Origin of the sequence: Psychrobacter sp. KH172YL61, assembly GCF_007182895.1 — a bacterium.
In the GTDB taxonomy this organism is placed as follows: Bacteria; Pseudomonadota; Gammaproteobacteria; order Pseudomonadales; family Moraxellaceae; genus Psychrobacter; species Psychrobacter pacificensis.
This window is the reverse complement of record NZ_AP019516.1, coordinates 995,649-1,011,204: the sequence shown is the minus strand read 5'-3', so window position 1 is coordinate 1,011,204 and position 15,556 is coordinate 995,649. Positions and strand designations below refer to the sequence as shown.

At 43.7% G+C, this 15,556-nt stretch carries 7 protein-coding genes, 2 tRNA genes and 7 pseudogenes; 6 read left to right on the top strand and 10 right to left on the bottom strand.

Annotated features, from left to right (window positions below):
* Positions 1-9 precede the first annotated feature (9 nt).
* From arsH to msrB, 8 genes and pseudogenes are all read right to left on the bottom strand, one after another.
* Positions 10-784: pseudogene (gene arsH, locus PKHYL_RS05330) on the bottom strand (arsenical resistance protein ArsH).
* Positions 771-1,178, bottom strand: a complete 408-nt coding sequence (arsC, locus tag PKHYL_RS05325; protein ID WP_071001948.1) for an arsenate reductase (glutaredoxin) — start codon at positions 1,176-1,178, stop codon at positions 771-773. Before arsC ends, arsH begins: the two are co-directional and overlap by 14 nt.
* A gap of 48 nt (positions 1,179-1,226) precedes the next feature.
* Complete coding sequence (locus PKHYL_RS05320) at positions 1,227-1,586, bottom strand: ArsR/SmtB family transcription factor (protein ID WP_240366163.1); 360 nt, start codon at positions 1,584-1,586, stop codon at positions 1,227-1,229.
* Between the two features lie 221 nt (positions 1,587-1,807).
* Positions 1,808-1,963 carry a YrhK family protein gene (locus PKHYL_RS18580; RefSeq protein ID WP_197496725.1) on the bottom strand — a complete coding sequence of 52 codons (156 nt, stop codon included), beginning with the start codon at positions 1,961-1,963 and terminating at the stop codon, positions 1,808-1,810.
* A gap of 459 nt (positions 1,964-2,422) precedes the next feature.
* Positions 2,423-2,499: transfer RNA gene (locus PKHYL_RS05315), tRNA-Asp, on the bottom strand.
* A 52-nt stretch (positions 2,500-2,551) separates the two neighbouring features.
* Positions 2,552-2,627: transfer RNA gene (locus tag PKHYL_RS05310), tRNA-Val, on the bottom strand.
* A 327-nt stretch (positions 2,628-2,954) separates the two neighbouring features.
* Positions 2,955-3,440: pseudogene (locus tag PKHYL_RS05305) on the bottom strand (glutathione peroxidase).
* 132 nt (positions 3,441-3,572) lie between these two features.
* Entirely contained in the window at positions 3,573-3,998 is a 426-nt protein-coding gene (msrB, locus tag PKHYL_RS05300) for a peptide-methionine (R)-S-oxide reductase MsrB (protein ID WP_058025889.1), read from the bottom strand.
* A 401-nt stretch (positions 3,999-4,399) separates the two neighbouring features.
* Here msrB and PKHYL_RS05290 point away from each other — a divergent pair, with 401 nt between their 5' ends.
* Positions 4,400-5,977, top strand: coding sequence for an aminotransferase class I/II-fold pyridoxal phosphate-dependent enzyme (locus tag PKHYL_RS05290; protein WP_442966119.1), 1,578 nt, complete (start codon positions 4,400-4,402; stop codon positions 5,975-5,977).
* Positions 5,978-6,126: 149 nt separating this feature from the next.
* Here PKHYL_RS05290 and PKHYL_RS05285 read toward each other — a convergent pair.
* Positions 6,127-7,570 (bottom strand): annotated as a pseudogene (locus PKHYL_RS05285) (inorganic phosphate transporter).
* An 817-nt stretch (positions 7,571-8,387) separates the two neighbouring features.
* A pseudogene (locus PKHYL_RS18000) lies at positions 8,388-10,074 on the bottom strand (ATPase).
* Between the two features lie 337 nt (positions 10,075-10,411).
* Here PKHYL_RS18000 and PKHYL_RS05265 point away from each other — a divergent pair.
* The 5 genes and pseudogenes from PKHYL_RS05265 to PKHYL_RS05245 form a co-directional block, all read left to right on the top strand.
* On the top strand, positions 10,412-11,005 hold the full coding sequence (locus PKHYL_RS05265) for an FFLEELY motif protein (protein WP_332835930.1): 594 nt from the start codon (positions 10,412-10,414) through the stop codon (positions 11,003-11,005).
* 194 nt (positions 11,006-11,199) lie between these two features.
* A pseudogene (ubiE, locus tag PKHYL_RS05260) lies at positions 11,200-12,248 on the top strand (bifunctional demethylmenaquinone methyltransferase/2-methoxy-6-polyprenyl-1,4-benzoquinol methylase UbiE).
* Between the two features lie 80 nt (positions 12,249-12,328).
* Complete coding sequence (locus tag PKHYL_RS05255) at positions 12,329-13,033, top strand: ubiquinone biosynthesis accessory factor UbiJ (RefSeq protein ID WP_240366159.1); 705 nt, start codon at positions 12,329-12,331, stop codon at positions 13,031-13,033.
* Between the two features lie 118 nt (positions 13,034-13,151).
* Positions 13,152-14,811, top strand: a pseudogene (locus PKHYL_RS05250) (ABC1 kinase family protein).
* A 93-nt stretch (positions 14,812-14,904) separates the two neighbouring features.
* Positions 14,905-15,522 (top strand): annotated as a pseudogene (locus PKHYL_RS05245) (FAD-binding oxidoreductase); the annotation flags it as partial.
* Between the last annotated feature and the right edge of the window lie 34 nt (positions 15,523-15,556).

Below are 15,556 nucleotides of genomic sequence, written 5' to 3'. Positions count from 1 at the left end.
GTATCCGTATCAAAGCGACTTTTGATTGACGCGGTTCGATACTTCTTCAGCGCTCTCGACGCGTTCTGAATAGCGATCGGTAAGATACGCTGAGCGTCCGCGGGTAAGCCAAGTAAATTTCACCAACTCTTCGCAGACATCGACAAGACGCAGATATAACGGCGACATATCCATGCGATTGTTATCGTTAAATTCTAAAAAGGCTTTGGGTATAGAGGGACTGATTAGGGATAGTGATCATCCGCATCCAACGTCCAAGAATACGCATCTGATTGACCGTATTAAAGCTTTGACTGCCGCCACTGACTTGCATTAGTGCTAAGGTTTTACCCTGTGTTGGACGCACGCCACCCAAAGACAGCGGAATCCAATCGATTTGCGCTTTCATGATACTGGTGATACTGCCATGACGCTCTGGACTCACCCAAAGCATCCCTTCTGACCACTGCGCCAACTCGCGCAATTCTTGCACTTTGGGATGATCTGAATCTACATCGTCAGGCAGTGGCAAGCCTGATGGGTCAAACATCCGCACCTCACAACCATACCAGCGTAACAGTCGGCTCGACTCTTCCGCGGCCAATCTAGAGAATGAGCGCGCGCGGACAGAGCCGTACAACACCAATATTTTGGGCGCATGACGTGGGTCATTAGGCGCGATCAACGACTCAATGTCGATTGGTTGAATATTGTCGACATCGATATTGGGTAAATCGTCAAAGCTAGAATTTGCTGAAGCAGTAGACTCCGTTATTGATGCTGGTTCGGCCTTAGTGTTTGCCATGATAAATGACCTCTCCATCTTCTTTTGTGAAGCTACTGACAGGGTTTGCTAGCAGTTCAAACACGCGCTCTGAAGGACGACATAAGGCCGCACCTTTATCAGTCACCACGATCGGACGATTGATCAAAATAGGATGCGCGATCATGGCATCGATGATGTGATCATCAGAGAGCTCAGGATTGTCTAGGCCAAGCTCATCATTAATCGCCTCTTTGCTTCTTAGCAACTCTCTTGGAGAGATTTGCATTTGGGCTAATAACTCAACTAAGCGTGCTCGTGTTGGTGGGTTTTTTAGATATTCCACCACTTCTGGCGTCTCTCCTGATGCTTTCATAATGGCAAGTGTGTTGCGAGAGGTTCCACAATTAGGGTTATGAAAAATTAAAGGTTTCATCGTCATCTTACCTATTTTATCAGTATGTTTATTGAATCGATTATTGGTTTAATGATTATCTTGCTCAGCAGATTCACTTACCCTGCAGCCACTTAAACTGTCGATGAGTGAGGCACACAATTCTGGATGGCCTGCACAGCAGTCTTGTAGTAAAAACTGAATGACGCTATCCATATGTGAGAGCGACGCCCGATAGATAATTTGCCGACTCTGTCGCTGTGAGACCACCCACCCTGCTCGTGCCAGCACTGCTAGATGCGCCGACATGGTATTGTGCGGCACAGAGAGCTGACGGGCTATTTCACCCGCAGGGAGTCCTTCAGGCTCGTGGCTGACCAACAACCTAAAAGCCTTTAGACGAGTGTCTTGAGAAAGTGCTGCAAAGCTTGCAGTAGTAGTTATTTCCATATGTCCAATTATATAGACATATGGAAATAATTCAATGATTTTGGATGAAATTTTTTCTTTTGGAAGTATCAAAGAACACTCACCATCGTTCAATGAACCAAACTACTTCTAGCACTAATAGCTATTATCCTTAGGAGTAATACTGGATAAATTGATTGTATTTGTATTTATAGTTACAGCTTATGGGTTATAACAAGCGCGGTATTACCTAACGCTATAACTTACCGCTGATTTGATAGGTTGTATACTCGACCGACATGAATCAAGCTGATCAGCTTGATCAGTGGCTTTATAAGTAGCTGTGCACTACCAAGAATAAACAGCCACGTCCCATCTGTGGTGAGCGACTCTTTTAAAAAGAAAGACCTACCAATCAAAAACTAAATAGCGATAAGTAAATCATTGACTGCGCCCAACGCATCGTAACGTCGCTGTATCACAATATGATCTTGTCCAACCCCTAAATCTAGCTTTTTACTATCACTCAAAATGCATCCCTTATATATCTATATTTATTAGGCAAACAGATATATCAGGCTGCAAATGCCGCTGTCAACAGAAGGCGCTGTAAGGCGTACGAAAATAAAGAGATTAATACCTGCTATGGCTTATTTATCCAATAATTTTAAGACTAATTTTTACTTATATTACATATTACTGAAAATAGTGGCAAAAGGATTTTCGATTGATGATCGTGCTATCGTGGGTGGCTCATCTGCAATATACCAAAATATGATGACATTAAGCAAAAACACCTAAACACAAAAAAACCCCAAGTAAACTAATACTTGAGGCGAAACTTGCTTAAACTTTACAGTCTAAATTCGTTTTAAATATGGCGCAGCGGACGGGACTCGAACCCGCGACCCCCGGCGTGACAGGCCGGTATTCTAACCAACTGAACTACCGCTGCTTAGGTCGTCTTAGCTTCTTGCTCTTATTTAAAGAGCCCACTTGCTAAAAAGTGGTGGGTGATGACGGATTCGAACCGCCGACATTCTGCGTGTAAGGCAGACGCTCTACCAACTGAGCTAATCACCCTGAGAACCGTTAAAAATTGCACTGCAATTTTAGGTTCGCAAGAGAAAAATTCCTTAAAGGGAATTTTCTGAAGCTTTAAAGCAATCAAGCTTTTCAACTTCTAAAGCTATCATCAGCTGTCACACTCAATGTTAACTTAATCAGCTGGGCTTATCTAAGTAAGTCCCTCTTGCTGTGGGTGTGTATTATATAGATTTACACTTGGCTGTCAAACGCTATTTTTCAATTTTTTAAATATTTTTCAATTTTATATCGAAATTTTTAGCAAGCATATGTTTTTATTGATTTTATATTTTCATAAAAAATCATTTTTTTTAGACTCGATACTTACTTATTGGTTAATGCTTGCTCAATGTCTTTTTTGATGGCATCTGGCTTGGTCGTTGGCGCATAACGATCGATGACCTGCCCTTTGCTATCGATTAAAAACTTGGTGAAATTCCATTTGATGCCATCTGTCAGTAGGCCACCTTTTGGTCTTTAAGCCAGTCATAGATAGGGATGAGCGTCTGCACCATTGACATCAATTTTCGCCATCATAGGAAAGCTGACACCATAGTTTTTTTGACAAAACGCGCCGATCTCGTCATTGCTACCGGGATCTTGGCTGCCAAATTGATTACAAGGAAAGCCGATAACGACTAGCCCTTGATCTTTGTATTGTTGATATAACGATTCTAACCCTTCGAACTGCGGAGTGAATCCACATTTGCTTGCCGTATTAACGATTAGCAATACTTTATCTTTATACTCAGAAAACGCTTGCGAGCTGCCGTCCATACGCTCAGCGGTGAAGTCATAAATAGTACTCATCATCTATCCTTAAATTGAGAATTTTATTATTTGTTTCAATAACGCCGTTTTCTTTATCACATGAATATTAGAAACCCTTGAAAAGGAAGCACTCTGTACTTCCCCTCACACTTCTAAAATCAGATAAAGGACTTACTTCTCAGATTTATCCAAATCAATAGATACTGAGTTGATACAATAGCGCATACCTGTCGTCTCACGTGGACCATCAGGGAACACGTGCCCTAAATGTGCACCGCAGTTGCTACAGGTGACTTCGGTACGAATCATACCCAATGAGTTGTCAACATGCTCGTCTATCGCGCTGTTATCAATCCCTTGATCGAAACTTGGCCAACCACAACCCGCATCAAACTTGTTGCTTGAATCAAACAAACTGGCACCGCAGCCTTTGCAGCGATAAACACCATCATCAGTTGCATCGTTATAAACGCCTGTAAATGGACGCTCTGTGCCCTTTTCACGCATCACATGATACTCGTCAGCGCTCAAACGCTCTTTCCAGTCAGCTTCGGTCAATTGGCTGATTTCTTCTTTACTCAATTGATTGTCTTGCATAATGTACCCTTATTCGATTATTTATTATTGATAACTATTTTATCGCCATATTATTATAAAAACGATGAGTTATATGTGAAGGTTCACAACTCACTATTCAAGGCATATTTAAAAAGAGTACTGCCAACGCTATGTGATTTACAGTGCTTTGGGCAGCACCCTTTGAATAAAATACAGTCAATAATATTCGCTTATCTATAGATGTGAGCAAGATATGAGCATCCAGGAAAGGGGGAAAAGACACAATATTGCAAGTTATTCTTGCATTTTATAAAAAGCGTTTCTATCTCTTGCAATATGTTTTGCAATGCAATAATATCTTGCATTGGTAAGTTATGAAAACAATATTCAATTTTGTATCATCTATACACGTTCACTGATTGATAAAGGCTCAAATAACAATGTCCGATAGCAATAGTAAAAGCACGCAAGCAGAGCGGCTAGTACAGCTACGCCGAGACAAAGGATTTACCGCAGAGCAGCTAGCACAGGCAATGACAGCCGCTGGTGCAAAGGTCAGTCGCGGCGCTATCTCCAACTGGGAGCGCGGCACTAATGGTATTGTCTCATCCAAGCTACCGACACTGGCTCGTATTTTAGGTTGTAGCGAAGGCTATCTCTTGCGCGGTGATCTTCAAAGTGAAGATACTAATATGTTTTTATCCGAAGACAACTATTTATCTCAAAGTATGGATTTAGAGACAGCTCCCGCTTCAGCTAGCTCATCAGACAATGGGGCAGCTAAGACTCAGCTTGAGACTTTTCCCGACACCGATAAACATTCACAAACCTACCCGACAAAGGGTCACGCTATGAACACCATAAAAAAATCCGATAAATTACAAAACGTCTGCTACGACATTCGCGGCCCCCTACTCCAAACTGCCAATAGAATGGAAGCAGAGGGTAAGCGCATACTGAAGCTAAATGTAGGCAATCCAGCGCCGTTTGGTTTAGAAGCGCCTCATGAAATCTTGCGTGACGTGGCAATGAATTTATCTGAGGCAACGGGTTATTCGGACTCACAAGGGATTTTTTCGGCGCGCAAAGCCATTTTGCAATATTACCAGTCTAAAGGCCTCTTATCAGCAGTTGATGTGCGTGACGTCTATCTGGGTAATGGTGTCTCTGAGTTGATTGTGATGACCATGCAAGCATTAATGAACGATGGCGATGAAGTGCTGATTCCGATGCCAGATTACCCACTTTGGACAGCAGCGGCTAACCTCGCTGGCGGCACCGCTGTGCATTATCGCTGTAATGAAGCGGACAACTGGCATCCTGATGTTGAGGATATTAAATCTAAAATCACTAGCAAAACAAAGGGCATCGTGGTTATCAACCCCAATAACCCGACAGGCTCCCTTTATAGCGATGAGTTATTAAAACAAATTATCGAAGTTGCTAAAGAGCACAACTTAATCATCATGGCGGACGAGATTTACGATCGTATTCTCTATGATGATAATGTACATACACCGATGAGCACCTTGACCGATGAAGTACTGGTACTCTCATACAATGGCTTGTCAAAATCACACCGTATTGCCGGATTTCGCTCAGGCTGGATGATGGTGTCTGGACGCAAGCAACACGCGACTGACTTTATTGAAGGCTTGGATATGCTGGCATCCATGCGCCTTTGCTCGAATGTTCAAGGACAGTATGCCATCCAAACAGCGATGGGCGGTCATCAGAGTATGCAAGACTTGACCTCCGAAACAGGTCGCCTATATAAACAGCGCGAAATGGCGGTTTCACGTCTCAATGCGATTAAAGGCATTTCTTGTACCATGCCGCAAGGTGCGTTTTACTGTTTTCCAAAAATGGATCCAGAGGTTTACCCTATCACGGATGATATGGACTTTATGATGGACTTACTCGTCGAAGAAAACGTGTTGATGGTGCAAGGCACAGGCTTCAACTGGGACAAACCCGATCATTTTCGTTTGGTCTTTTGCCTAACTTGCTTGATTTAGAAAATGCGATGGATAGATTGGACCGATTTTTTGCAAAAAAACGCCAGCAGTTTGGCACTGAGTAAATATTCATATGACATTAAAAACGCTTATCGGCATCATGCTGATAAGCGTTTTTATGGCTCTAGAATAAGCTTTAGTGCAGAGCTCTAGCGCCTTAAGATTAAAAAAATATTGCTCAATACAATATAGCTGATTGCTGATAGACCAGCAGCAACTGGCAAGGTGATGACCCATGCCAAACCGATTGGTTTCATGAGCGCCCAATTGGTATCTTTATTGACCATACCAATACCCAATACAGCCCCAACCAAGGTATGCGTGCTTGATACAGGAAGACCCATCGTTGATGCGCCCATAACGACAGCAGCAGCGGCCAGCTCAGCTGAGAATCCAGAAGCTGGATGCATCTTCGCTAGATTGGTACCGACAGTTTGAATGACTTCTTTACCGATAAACCAAAGACCAACAATCAGTGCCACACCAAAAGTCAGCATAACAGCAGGTGGTACAGCCGCTTCGGTCGAGATGCTATTGGTACGAATGACATCCATAATCGCAGCAAAGGACCAACCGCGTTGGCAATATCGTTTGAGCCGTGACTAAAAGCAAATGCTGACGCGGTAAAGACCTGCATCCAGCTAAACATAATAAAGGTGGCTTTGGTCAGATCCTCTTTGTGCTTGCCGCGGATACTCTTAGTATAAATATAAGTCGCAAGCCATACTAACGCTGCTATCATCCCCATGATTAAAAAGCCTTGCAGCGTCGTCATACCGTTATTGACGTTTTTCAAACCTTTAAAGATAACCAAGGAGGCCATCACTGCACCGCCCGCAGCCGCAATAATAGGCACCCATTGCTTCAATGCTTTTAAGGTATCGAGGTTGCTGCGCTCGTTTTCAAGCTTATAAAGTTCTTTGTAATAATCCGTCTCTAAATCTTCAACCAAGCAATCATCATCTTTATAGATTTCTTGATCTCGTAGCATCGCTGACGTATAAGCCAACTGCTCTGACTCGGTTAGACCATCCAAAAACTCTTTATGGTTTTGCTTTAATACTTTTTTATTGGCTTTTAGCTCAGCAATATGCGCTTCTGTTCTATCATTATATTCAATGATATTTTTATTGATTTGGCCATATAGTAGATAAGACAAAACGCCGCCTAGTAACGGTGATAGAACCCAAGAGATAGCGATAGTGCCAATCTTGCTCCAACTTACCGTTGATAACGCCATTTCAGTACCACCTAACGTGATACCCAACACGATGGAGCTACCCACCACGCCGCCAATAATCGCATGGGTGGTCGACACTGGCAGACCTTTTTGGTAGCAAATAACAACCAAAACGCAGCAGCAAACAACGCTGAGAGCATGACATAAATAAACTGGTTGGGCTCGACTGAGAGGCCGTCTAAATCGACAATACCGCTTCGGATGGTATCGGTTACTTCACCACCTGCCAGTACGGCGCCCGACACCTCAAATATCGCTGCGATACCCAATGCTTGCGGGATAGTCAGCGTTCCTGCACCCACTGAAGTACCAAAGGAGTTGGCGACATCGTTACCACCGATATTGAATGCCATAAAGACACCAAACGCGGTCGCTATAATAAACAGCGTCGTTTGCTGACGCATGGTGTAATCTAAACCCCACCACAAAAAAGTAGATGGTCATCGCAATCAATAAAATGGCAAAAATAGATTTACTTTCGTAGAGCCGACTGATTGGGTTGGCCCTGTAGAACTGTTGCTAATACCCATACGTTAATACGTCCTGCGTAAGCTGATTGAAATTATATGCGATTAGTAACATTGCGCAGCCATACATGTGAGTTTTAAAACCACACACTAAAGTAGCATGATGATAAATGCGCAACGTGCTTTTTAAACAATGAATGCTAAACGATAATGTTTAGCGGATTTTGCTGCCGTACCTTAGAATCATTCATCTATGCTTGATTCAGGGCGTTGATAGGCTTCTCTGTAAAAACACATCACATATCAAAAAGCCGCAAAGTATATTGCCCAATCATTTGATTACAGCATCTTGCGGCTTATCTTTCTGGTGATGTTACGGTCTTTATCAGTACATTTTTTATCAATAAAGTGTTTATCAATACTTAGATACGGCGATAATGTCTTTTAAATATCTGTACCCATCATAAAATATGCATCTGTCAGCACATTTTATGACAGGGTAAAGACAATTGCGGCCCTATTATATTAAATATAATCACATAATGCATAATGATATTGCAAGATTTGTAACTGTGAGCGTGTCCACAGAACTCATCCCTTATCAATGACAGATTAAATTTCGTATGTTTCCCTAAGCAAAATTGGGAAAAAATGGTTTTTTAAAAGTATAAATAACCTGTAAATCTTAGTTATTTTGTGATAGCTATTTGCCATCAGATGCTTCCGATAACTGCTGTATCGCATGATCTAAGACGTCTAAACGCGCTTGTCGCTTTTCATTGGTCGCGATAATACACCATGGCGCTGTTTTTGTATCGGTGCGTGCCAGCATATCTGCTGCAGATTGCACGTAATCTGACCATTTATCACGATTGCGCCAATCATCATCAGTGAGTTTGAATTGCTTGTGCGGTGTGTCTTTACGAGCTTCAAAACGCTTGAGTTGCTCTTTTTTATCAATCGCCAACCAGTATTTAATGACCAACGTTCCAGCTGTTGTTAAGTCGGATTCAAAACGGTTGATTTCATCATACGCGCGTTGCCACTCCTCATCGGTGGCAAACCCCTCAACACGCTCAACCAATACTCTGCCATACCAAGTGCGATCGAAGATAGCGATACGGCTAACACGGTTGGTTTGTTCATTGGGCAGTTTGGTCCAAAAGCGCCATAAATAAGGGTGCTGAGTCTCGTATAACATTGGTGCGCCAATATTGTAAATTTGATATTCACGTGGATCGAGTGCGGCAACTAGCCTTTTGATTGCGCCTCCTTTCCCAGCCGCATCCATGCCCTCAAAGGCAAAGACAACATGACGACCTTGACGCGCCCGTAGTAATTCAGCGAGACGTGTTTGCTTCTTTGCCAAAGCATCATTATATTCAGACTTACTGATCTTTGAATCATCAATATTGGTCAAGCTTTTCGGTATCTTTACCGGTTCAAACGGCGCCTGTTCAACTTTTGGTTTGGATTTTTTTGTCTTGGACGGTGGTTTTTTTCTGCAGATTCAGTTGTACTGGTACGACTACTAACGAGCGCCATTTGCATCGCATGTAAGACTTCATGACAAAAATCATCAGCCGCTGCCGATTTATCATCACCATCAATGATGATCCAGTCATCTTGTTGCCGTAAGAGAGTGGCTGCAACCTCATTAAATTTTTCGATCACTGTTTTGCTGTTCCAGTCAATTTGATACAAAAACTGCGGATCAGCCTTACTATCTTGTAGACGGCTATGCAGTGTTTCCATATCCACATGGAACCAGCATTTCAGTAGCCGAGTGTGATTGGCTATAAGATCCTGCTCAAATGCTTTGAGCTCAGCTAACTGCTGCTGTAAATAGGCTTGCCATTTCGCAATAGGAAGCGCATTTTTATCGATATGTTTTTGATTTTTTGACTGCTTCTTTTTATCTTCTTTATCTTCATTATTTGATGTTGCTATGCGCATGACGTTGTATAACAAGTCAGCATACCAATTACCAAAATAAACCATCACATCGCCATGGCGCGGCATCGCGCCGGTATGAACTTGCCAAATAGGCTGATAGCTTAGCGGCGCATGGCCGACGGTTGCCTCAACTTTAAGCAATCTTGGATCGACCCATTGCCTCAATTGCTTAACAGCGGTACCCTTGCCTGCCTGCTCCATCCCATTAACGAGTACCAGCAGCCCCGTTGGTTTATTGAGCGTTGGCGGTGTCTGTTGCCGGTGGCTCTTAGCGCATACTGCGCCGTAACCAAGGCGAGCCTAAGGGCATCCTTGTCCATAGAAAACTGACTCAAAGGATTGGGCGTTAGGCGCTCCTCGACGACTTGCTCACTAAACTGCGAACTGACCGCTTGTGGTGCCTCTGGTTCAGTAGTATCATTTTTTTGGGACATGATTGGACTCACTGTTATTGTTATTGAATGATATTGTTATTACACTGCTTTGCCATTGAACAATATTAGATACTCTCGCTCGGCAGACTCTTTTGACACTGCGTTTTATGCTAGAGTAATTTCATAAAGCTATTTCATCATAGCATTGCGCCAATCGAGTAAATAATATTGCTATGTAACAGTTTGGCATTTGTATTCTCATTTATTTTCTTTTATGGTGAACACAATTTTTAATACTTGCTAAAATAGCTATTCAAAAGCCTATGCGGTTAAACAACCACAATAACGCTGCCTCAAATTTTCAATATTATCTATTTTTATTATAGGATTTACTGCCATGACCGCTCTAGCCGACTTGCAACAGCATTTGACACGTTTTTGGGCTCTGCCTCACCATGAAAATGACGTATTGAGAGCCAAGCTCAACGAAGTACAAACATGGCAACAAGTACGTATCCGTCACACCCATCGTGCTCTGTTTGAACAACCCAAAAACCAGCTAATGGCAGATTATTTTTTAACGAAGCTATATGGTGGTGATGAGTTCGAGATACTAGCAAAACAACTGGCCCGTATCCTGCCAAAAGCCAAAAAACTAGAACGTCTTGCCAAAGAGTCTGCATTAGAGGCTGGCAGCATGGGTATTCAAGCAGCAATTTTGGCCATTGAGCTGGATCTACATTTGGCTGAGTGGCTACTCGATCAAAACTTACCAGTGAACGCAGACAATATGCTAGCTGCCTACCGTGCGGTTGATGAGGAAGCTGAACGCCGAGTACAGATTGCCAACCTAAAAGACGTTTGTTACCGCACTGACAAACACTTAAATACCTTTATGCTCAAAAAGGCCTTTGCATTGGCAAAAGTGCTGCTTATCGCAGCAATTACCAGCCACTTTATGATTTCATCGACGCAGGCTTCAAAGCTATGAAACCTTTAAGTAGTGTAAGCAGTTTTATTGAACCGTTTTGTGAACGTGAACTGCTAATTGTTGATGAAGTACATAATGGCGGTAAGCCAGTAGGGTTTGGTGTATCATAGAATCAATACGCTAAATAGCCAATTAATTCTTGGCATATCTCAGGCTGTACATAGCCTAATAAAAACAAATCTTAGGATAATGTGATGACCGACACATCAAGTAATAACAACGCTCATTTGCAGAACAAATTGGTAAAAGACAGTATCGATCACAACCAAGATATCAGCGCGCAAATATTACGCGCGCAGACAGCTGCATCTAATAAAGATAACAGCAATAATGACTTTACTAAAGTCCAAGACCTACCAACTGGAACGCCACAAGGCCAACAAACGACTATGCCAAATACCGAAAAACCAACCAGCACGGATACTTCAGTACGCACAGAAAGGCAAGCGCTTTTCAATCAGCGTGATGATATCAATAACCCACATACGCCTGAAACTGATGGCAATGAGCAAACTCACTTTGGCTATAAGACGGTCAACAAAGCCGAAAAACAAGCACGTGTGGCTGATGTATTCACCTCTGTCGCCAAAAATACGACATCATGAATGATTTCATGTCATTTGGTATTCATCGTCTATGGAAGCGCTACGCCATTAGCCTATCAGGGGTTCGTGCCGGTCAGCATGTACTCGATATCGCGGGCGGTACAGGCGACTTAGCCAAAGTATTCAGCCGTGAAGTCGGTAGAAATGGCCATGTTGTATTATCTGATATCAATGCTGCCATGCTAGAAGTGGGCCGCGAGCGCTTAATCAATGCTGGCTGCAATAACGTTGATTTTATATTGGCGAACGCTGAGACGTTGGCACCATTTGATGACAACAGCTTTGATTTGGTCACCATCAGCTTTGGTTTACGTAATGTCACCGACAAAGATGCAGCGCTGCGTGCGATGTACCGTGTCCTAAAGCCGGGTGGTCGCTTATTGATTTTAGAATTCTCAAAGCCCGTGTTTGAGCCATTATCTAAAGCATATGACTTGTATTCATTCACAGCGCTGCCAATGATGGGCAAGCTGATTGCTAATGATTCTGAAAGCTATCAATACTTGGCAGAGTCGATTCGCATGCATCCTGATCAGCAGACGCTCAAACAGATGATGCAACAAGCAGGATTTGAGAACTGTGATTATCATAACTTGACTGCTGGCATTGTCGCTGTACATCGTGGCTTTAAAGCGTAAAGTACGATTAGCAATACTATATTAAACCAAACATACTACGCGCTGACTCAAAGGCGCTCACTTAATGATGCGAGAGCCTTATGCTGACTGTCTTACTATTGGCTGGTGCCGAAAAGCTGATTAACATTGCTATTGCGAGTGACGAGATTACCAAGGCAGGGTTAGCGCCGCTTGCTGGTAAAGTACTGCGTCTCAACATGGGTATGCCTGACATTCATTTGGACGTGTTGTTCACTCATGAACGGTTGCGTTTTGAGCCAGTCACGACAGACAGTGTCTTTGAGCCAAGTGGTCAGATGAATGAGCGCCAAAAAGCCAGTATGGAGCGCGCCCGTTTTGGTCATAGCCGTCCGGACTGTACCATTACAGTCGATAATCCAGCGCAGCTACTCAATCTGATGCGCGGCGCGGAGGGTAACTTACCAATCGCGGGCGATTACAAAATACTGATGCAGCTCAAACAGCTGGTGGCTGGCTTCGATCCTGATTTGGTTGGGCAGCTTGAGCCATTAATCGGCAAACCAATGGCCAGTCAATTACATCTTCTTATCTCTCAGCTTAAAGGTAGCTGGCGTCATAGTGCCAAACGTGCATTTGATGATGTCAGCGATTGGGCTAATGATGTGGCAGGCAATAGCGCGCCTGACCCTATTGAGGTCGCTGAAGTCAACGATCTCAAACAGCAGATTCTAAAGTTGCGTGCTGATGTCGAACGTGAAGAGGCCAAACTTGCGGCTATCAAAGCAGAGCAAGCACTTTCCCACAATAACTCGTTTCACCAGTAGTTTGTTTTATTAGTAGCTTGTCTTATCAATGATGAGCACACGCTATTACTGATAGCATTGTCTATAATGACGCATAGCGCCTACCCTATTTTCGTTTTTGTCCAGAGTACCCAATCCCATGCTATTATCTCACCGCGCCCGTCTACTAGAGCTTTGGCGTATCGCCGCAACTTATCGCCTTGATACCCATTTATCTGTCGAAGAAGCGCCGCAACTGCAACCTTTAGCACGCTTAATTCGTACGCATCCAGCAGCATGGGGTAAAAAAGCATCAGCCAAATGGAATCAAGTACGCGCTTGAAGAGATGGGTACACTGTTTCTCAAATTGGGTCAATTACTCTCAACGCGTCGCGACTTGGTACCGCCTGAGATTATCGCTCAGTTAGTACAGCTACAGGATAAAGTTAAACCTTTCGACGCTGATATTGCTGTCGCTCAAATTGAGCATCCAAAACATGGCCTCGGTCAGTCCATCGATACATTGTTTGCACGATTTGATATTAAACCACTAGCGGCAGCCTCTATCGCCCAAGTCCATACTGCAGCTCTGCATGATGGGCGTGAAGTGGTGGTTAAAGTCGTGCGTCCTGATATTCGCACGGTGATTGTCTCTGATTTTGAATTATTGCGAGAACTGGCAAGTTGGGCATCGGCGCGTATCGAAGCGGCGCGTGCTGTTCATATCATCGATATTGTTGAAGACTATCGACAAGTAATGCTCAATGAGCTGGATTTGACCCTTGAGGCGGACAACACTACCCAGATGCGCAATAACTTCTTGGGTTCAGCATTGATGTATGTGCCTGAAGTATATGATGCTGCCAAAAACGTGATGGTCATGGAGCGTATCCAAGGCGTTCCCATCTCACAAGTTGAGGTGTTTGATCAGTTGGGTTATGACCGTGCCGCGCTTGCAGAGAAAGGCTTGACGATATTTTTCACCCAAGTCTTTCGGGATAACTTTTTCATGCTGATATGCATCCGGGCAATGTGTTTGTTGAGACGCCACCTGTCAAAACATTACATGCAGATATGGCAGCGGTTGATTTGGGTCATCAGCCACGCTATATCGGGCTTGATTGTGCCATCATGGGTACCCTGTCAAAAGATGATCAGCTTATCGTGGCACGTATGTTACTTGCAGTCATGAATAACAACTTTACCGCGGTCGTCGACATCGTTAGCCGTGCAGGTTGGATACCACCAAATGCTGATAAACATGCGCTGATGCGTGATATGAAGCGTACCGTAGGCCCCATGCTACAAAAAATCAATCAACGATATCGATTTTGCTGGTGTGCTGATGCAGATTTTAGACATTGCTCGTCGCCATCATATGAGTATCCCGCCGCAGCTGATGCTATTACTCAAAACCTTGGTACATGTAGAAGGGCTCGGTCGTGACCTCTATCCTGATCTTGATATCTGGTCACTTGCCAAACCAATCTTGAGTAGCTGGATTAAAGAGCAGTTAGACCCGATGCGTAACTTACAACAGTTGCGCCAACAGTTACCTGAGCTACTCTTGTCTACCACCGACATTCCAAAGCTACTGGATCAAGGGCTACAAAGCCTTGCCTCACAAGGCTCACGGCAAGACAGCCAACTGCGTGAAATACAACAAATACGCGCCGATATGCTCAACGACCGTCGCCGCGACTGGTTGGCATTGGCAGGATTCGGAATCAATATTGGCATTGCGACTCAAGTAGGCTGGTTTGCACCTTTCTTTTATTTGTTAGCTATTGTGGTGGTCATTTGGCGTATCCTAGCTTAATTACCATAGGACAAATTCCTGTCAATGACACATATTAAATAGATATTGAATATGCTTTAATGCTAAATAGTCGCATTATCTATAGGATTCATCATGTCATCACTACCATTGTCACAGACTCATAATACTATCAAGCCAGATCATAGCTTGGCTATTACAGCCTTACAGGAACGTTTTGGCAAACAACTGAGTGTGAATTCGACAGTGCGTGAGCAGCATGGCCATACAATGACGTGGCTCACCAATCAGCCACCAGATGCAGTATTAACGGTACAGGACAAACAGGAAGTAGCAGCGGCGGTCGAGATTTGTAATCAGTATGAGATGCCAGTGATTGCTTTTGGTATCGGTTCATCTTTGGAAGGCCAGCTCAATGCACCTTATGGTGAGTTATGCATCGACATGCACGCAATGAATGCCATTTTGCAGGTTCATAATGAAGATTTGACCGTTACCGTTCAGCCTGGCGTGACGCGTGAGCAACTGAACCATTATCTGCGCGATGCAGGGCTGTTTTTTCCGATAGATCCCGGCGCCAATGCCAGTATCGTTGGTATGGTCGCCACTCGTGCGTCGGGCACCAATGCGGTACGCTACGGTACCATGAAAGATGTGGTACTCGCACTAGAAGTCGTGACCGCAAGTGGCGATATCGTAAGAACAGGCACACGAGCCAAAAAATCTGCCGCAGGCTATGATTTAACACGGCTGAAATCAAAACATACATAGAGTCAAAGCAATAATC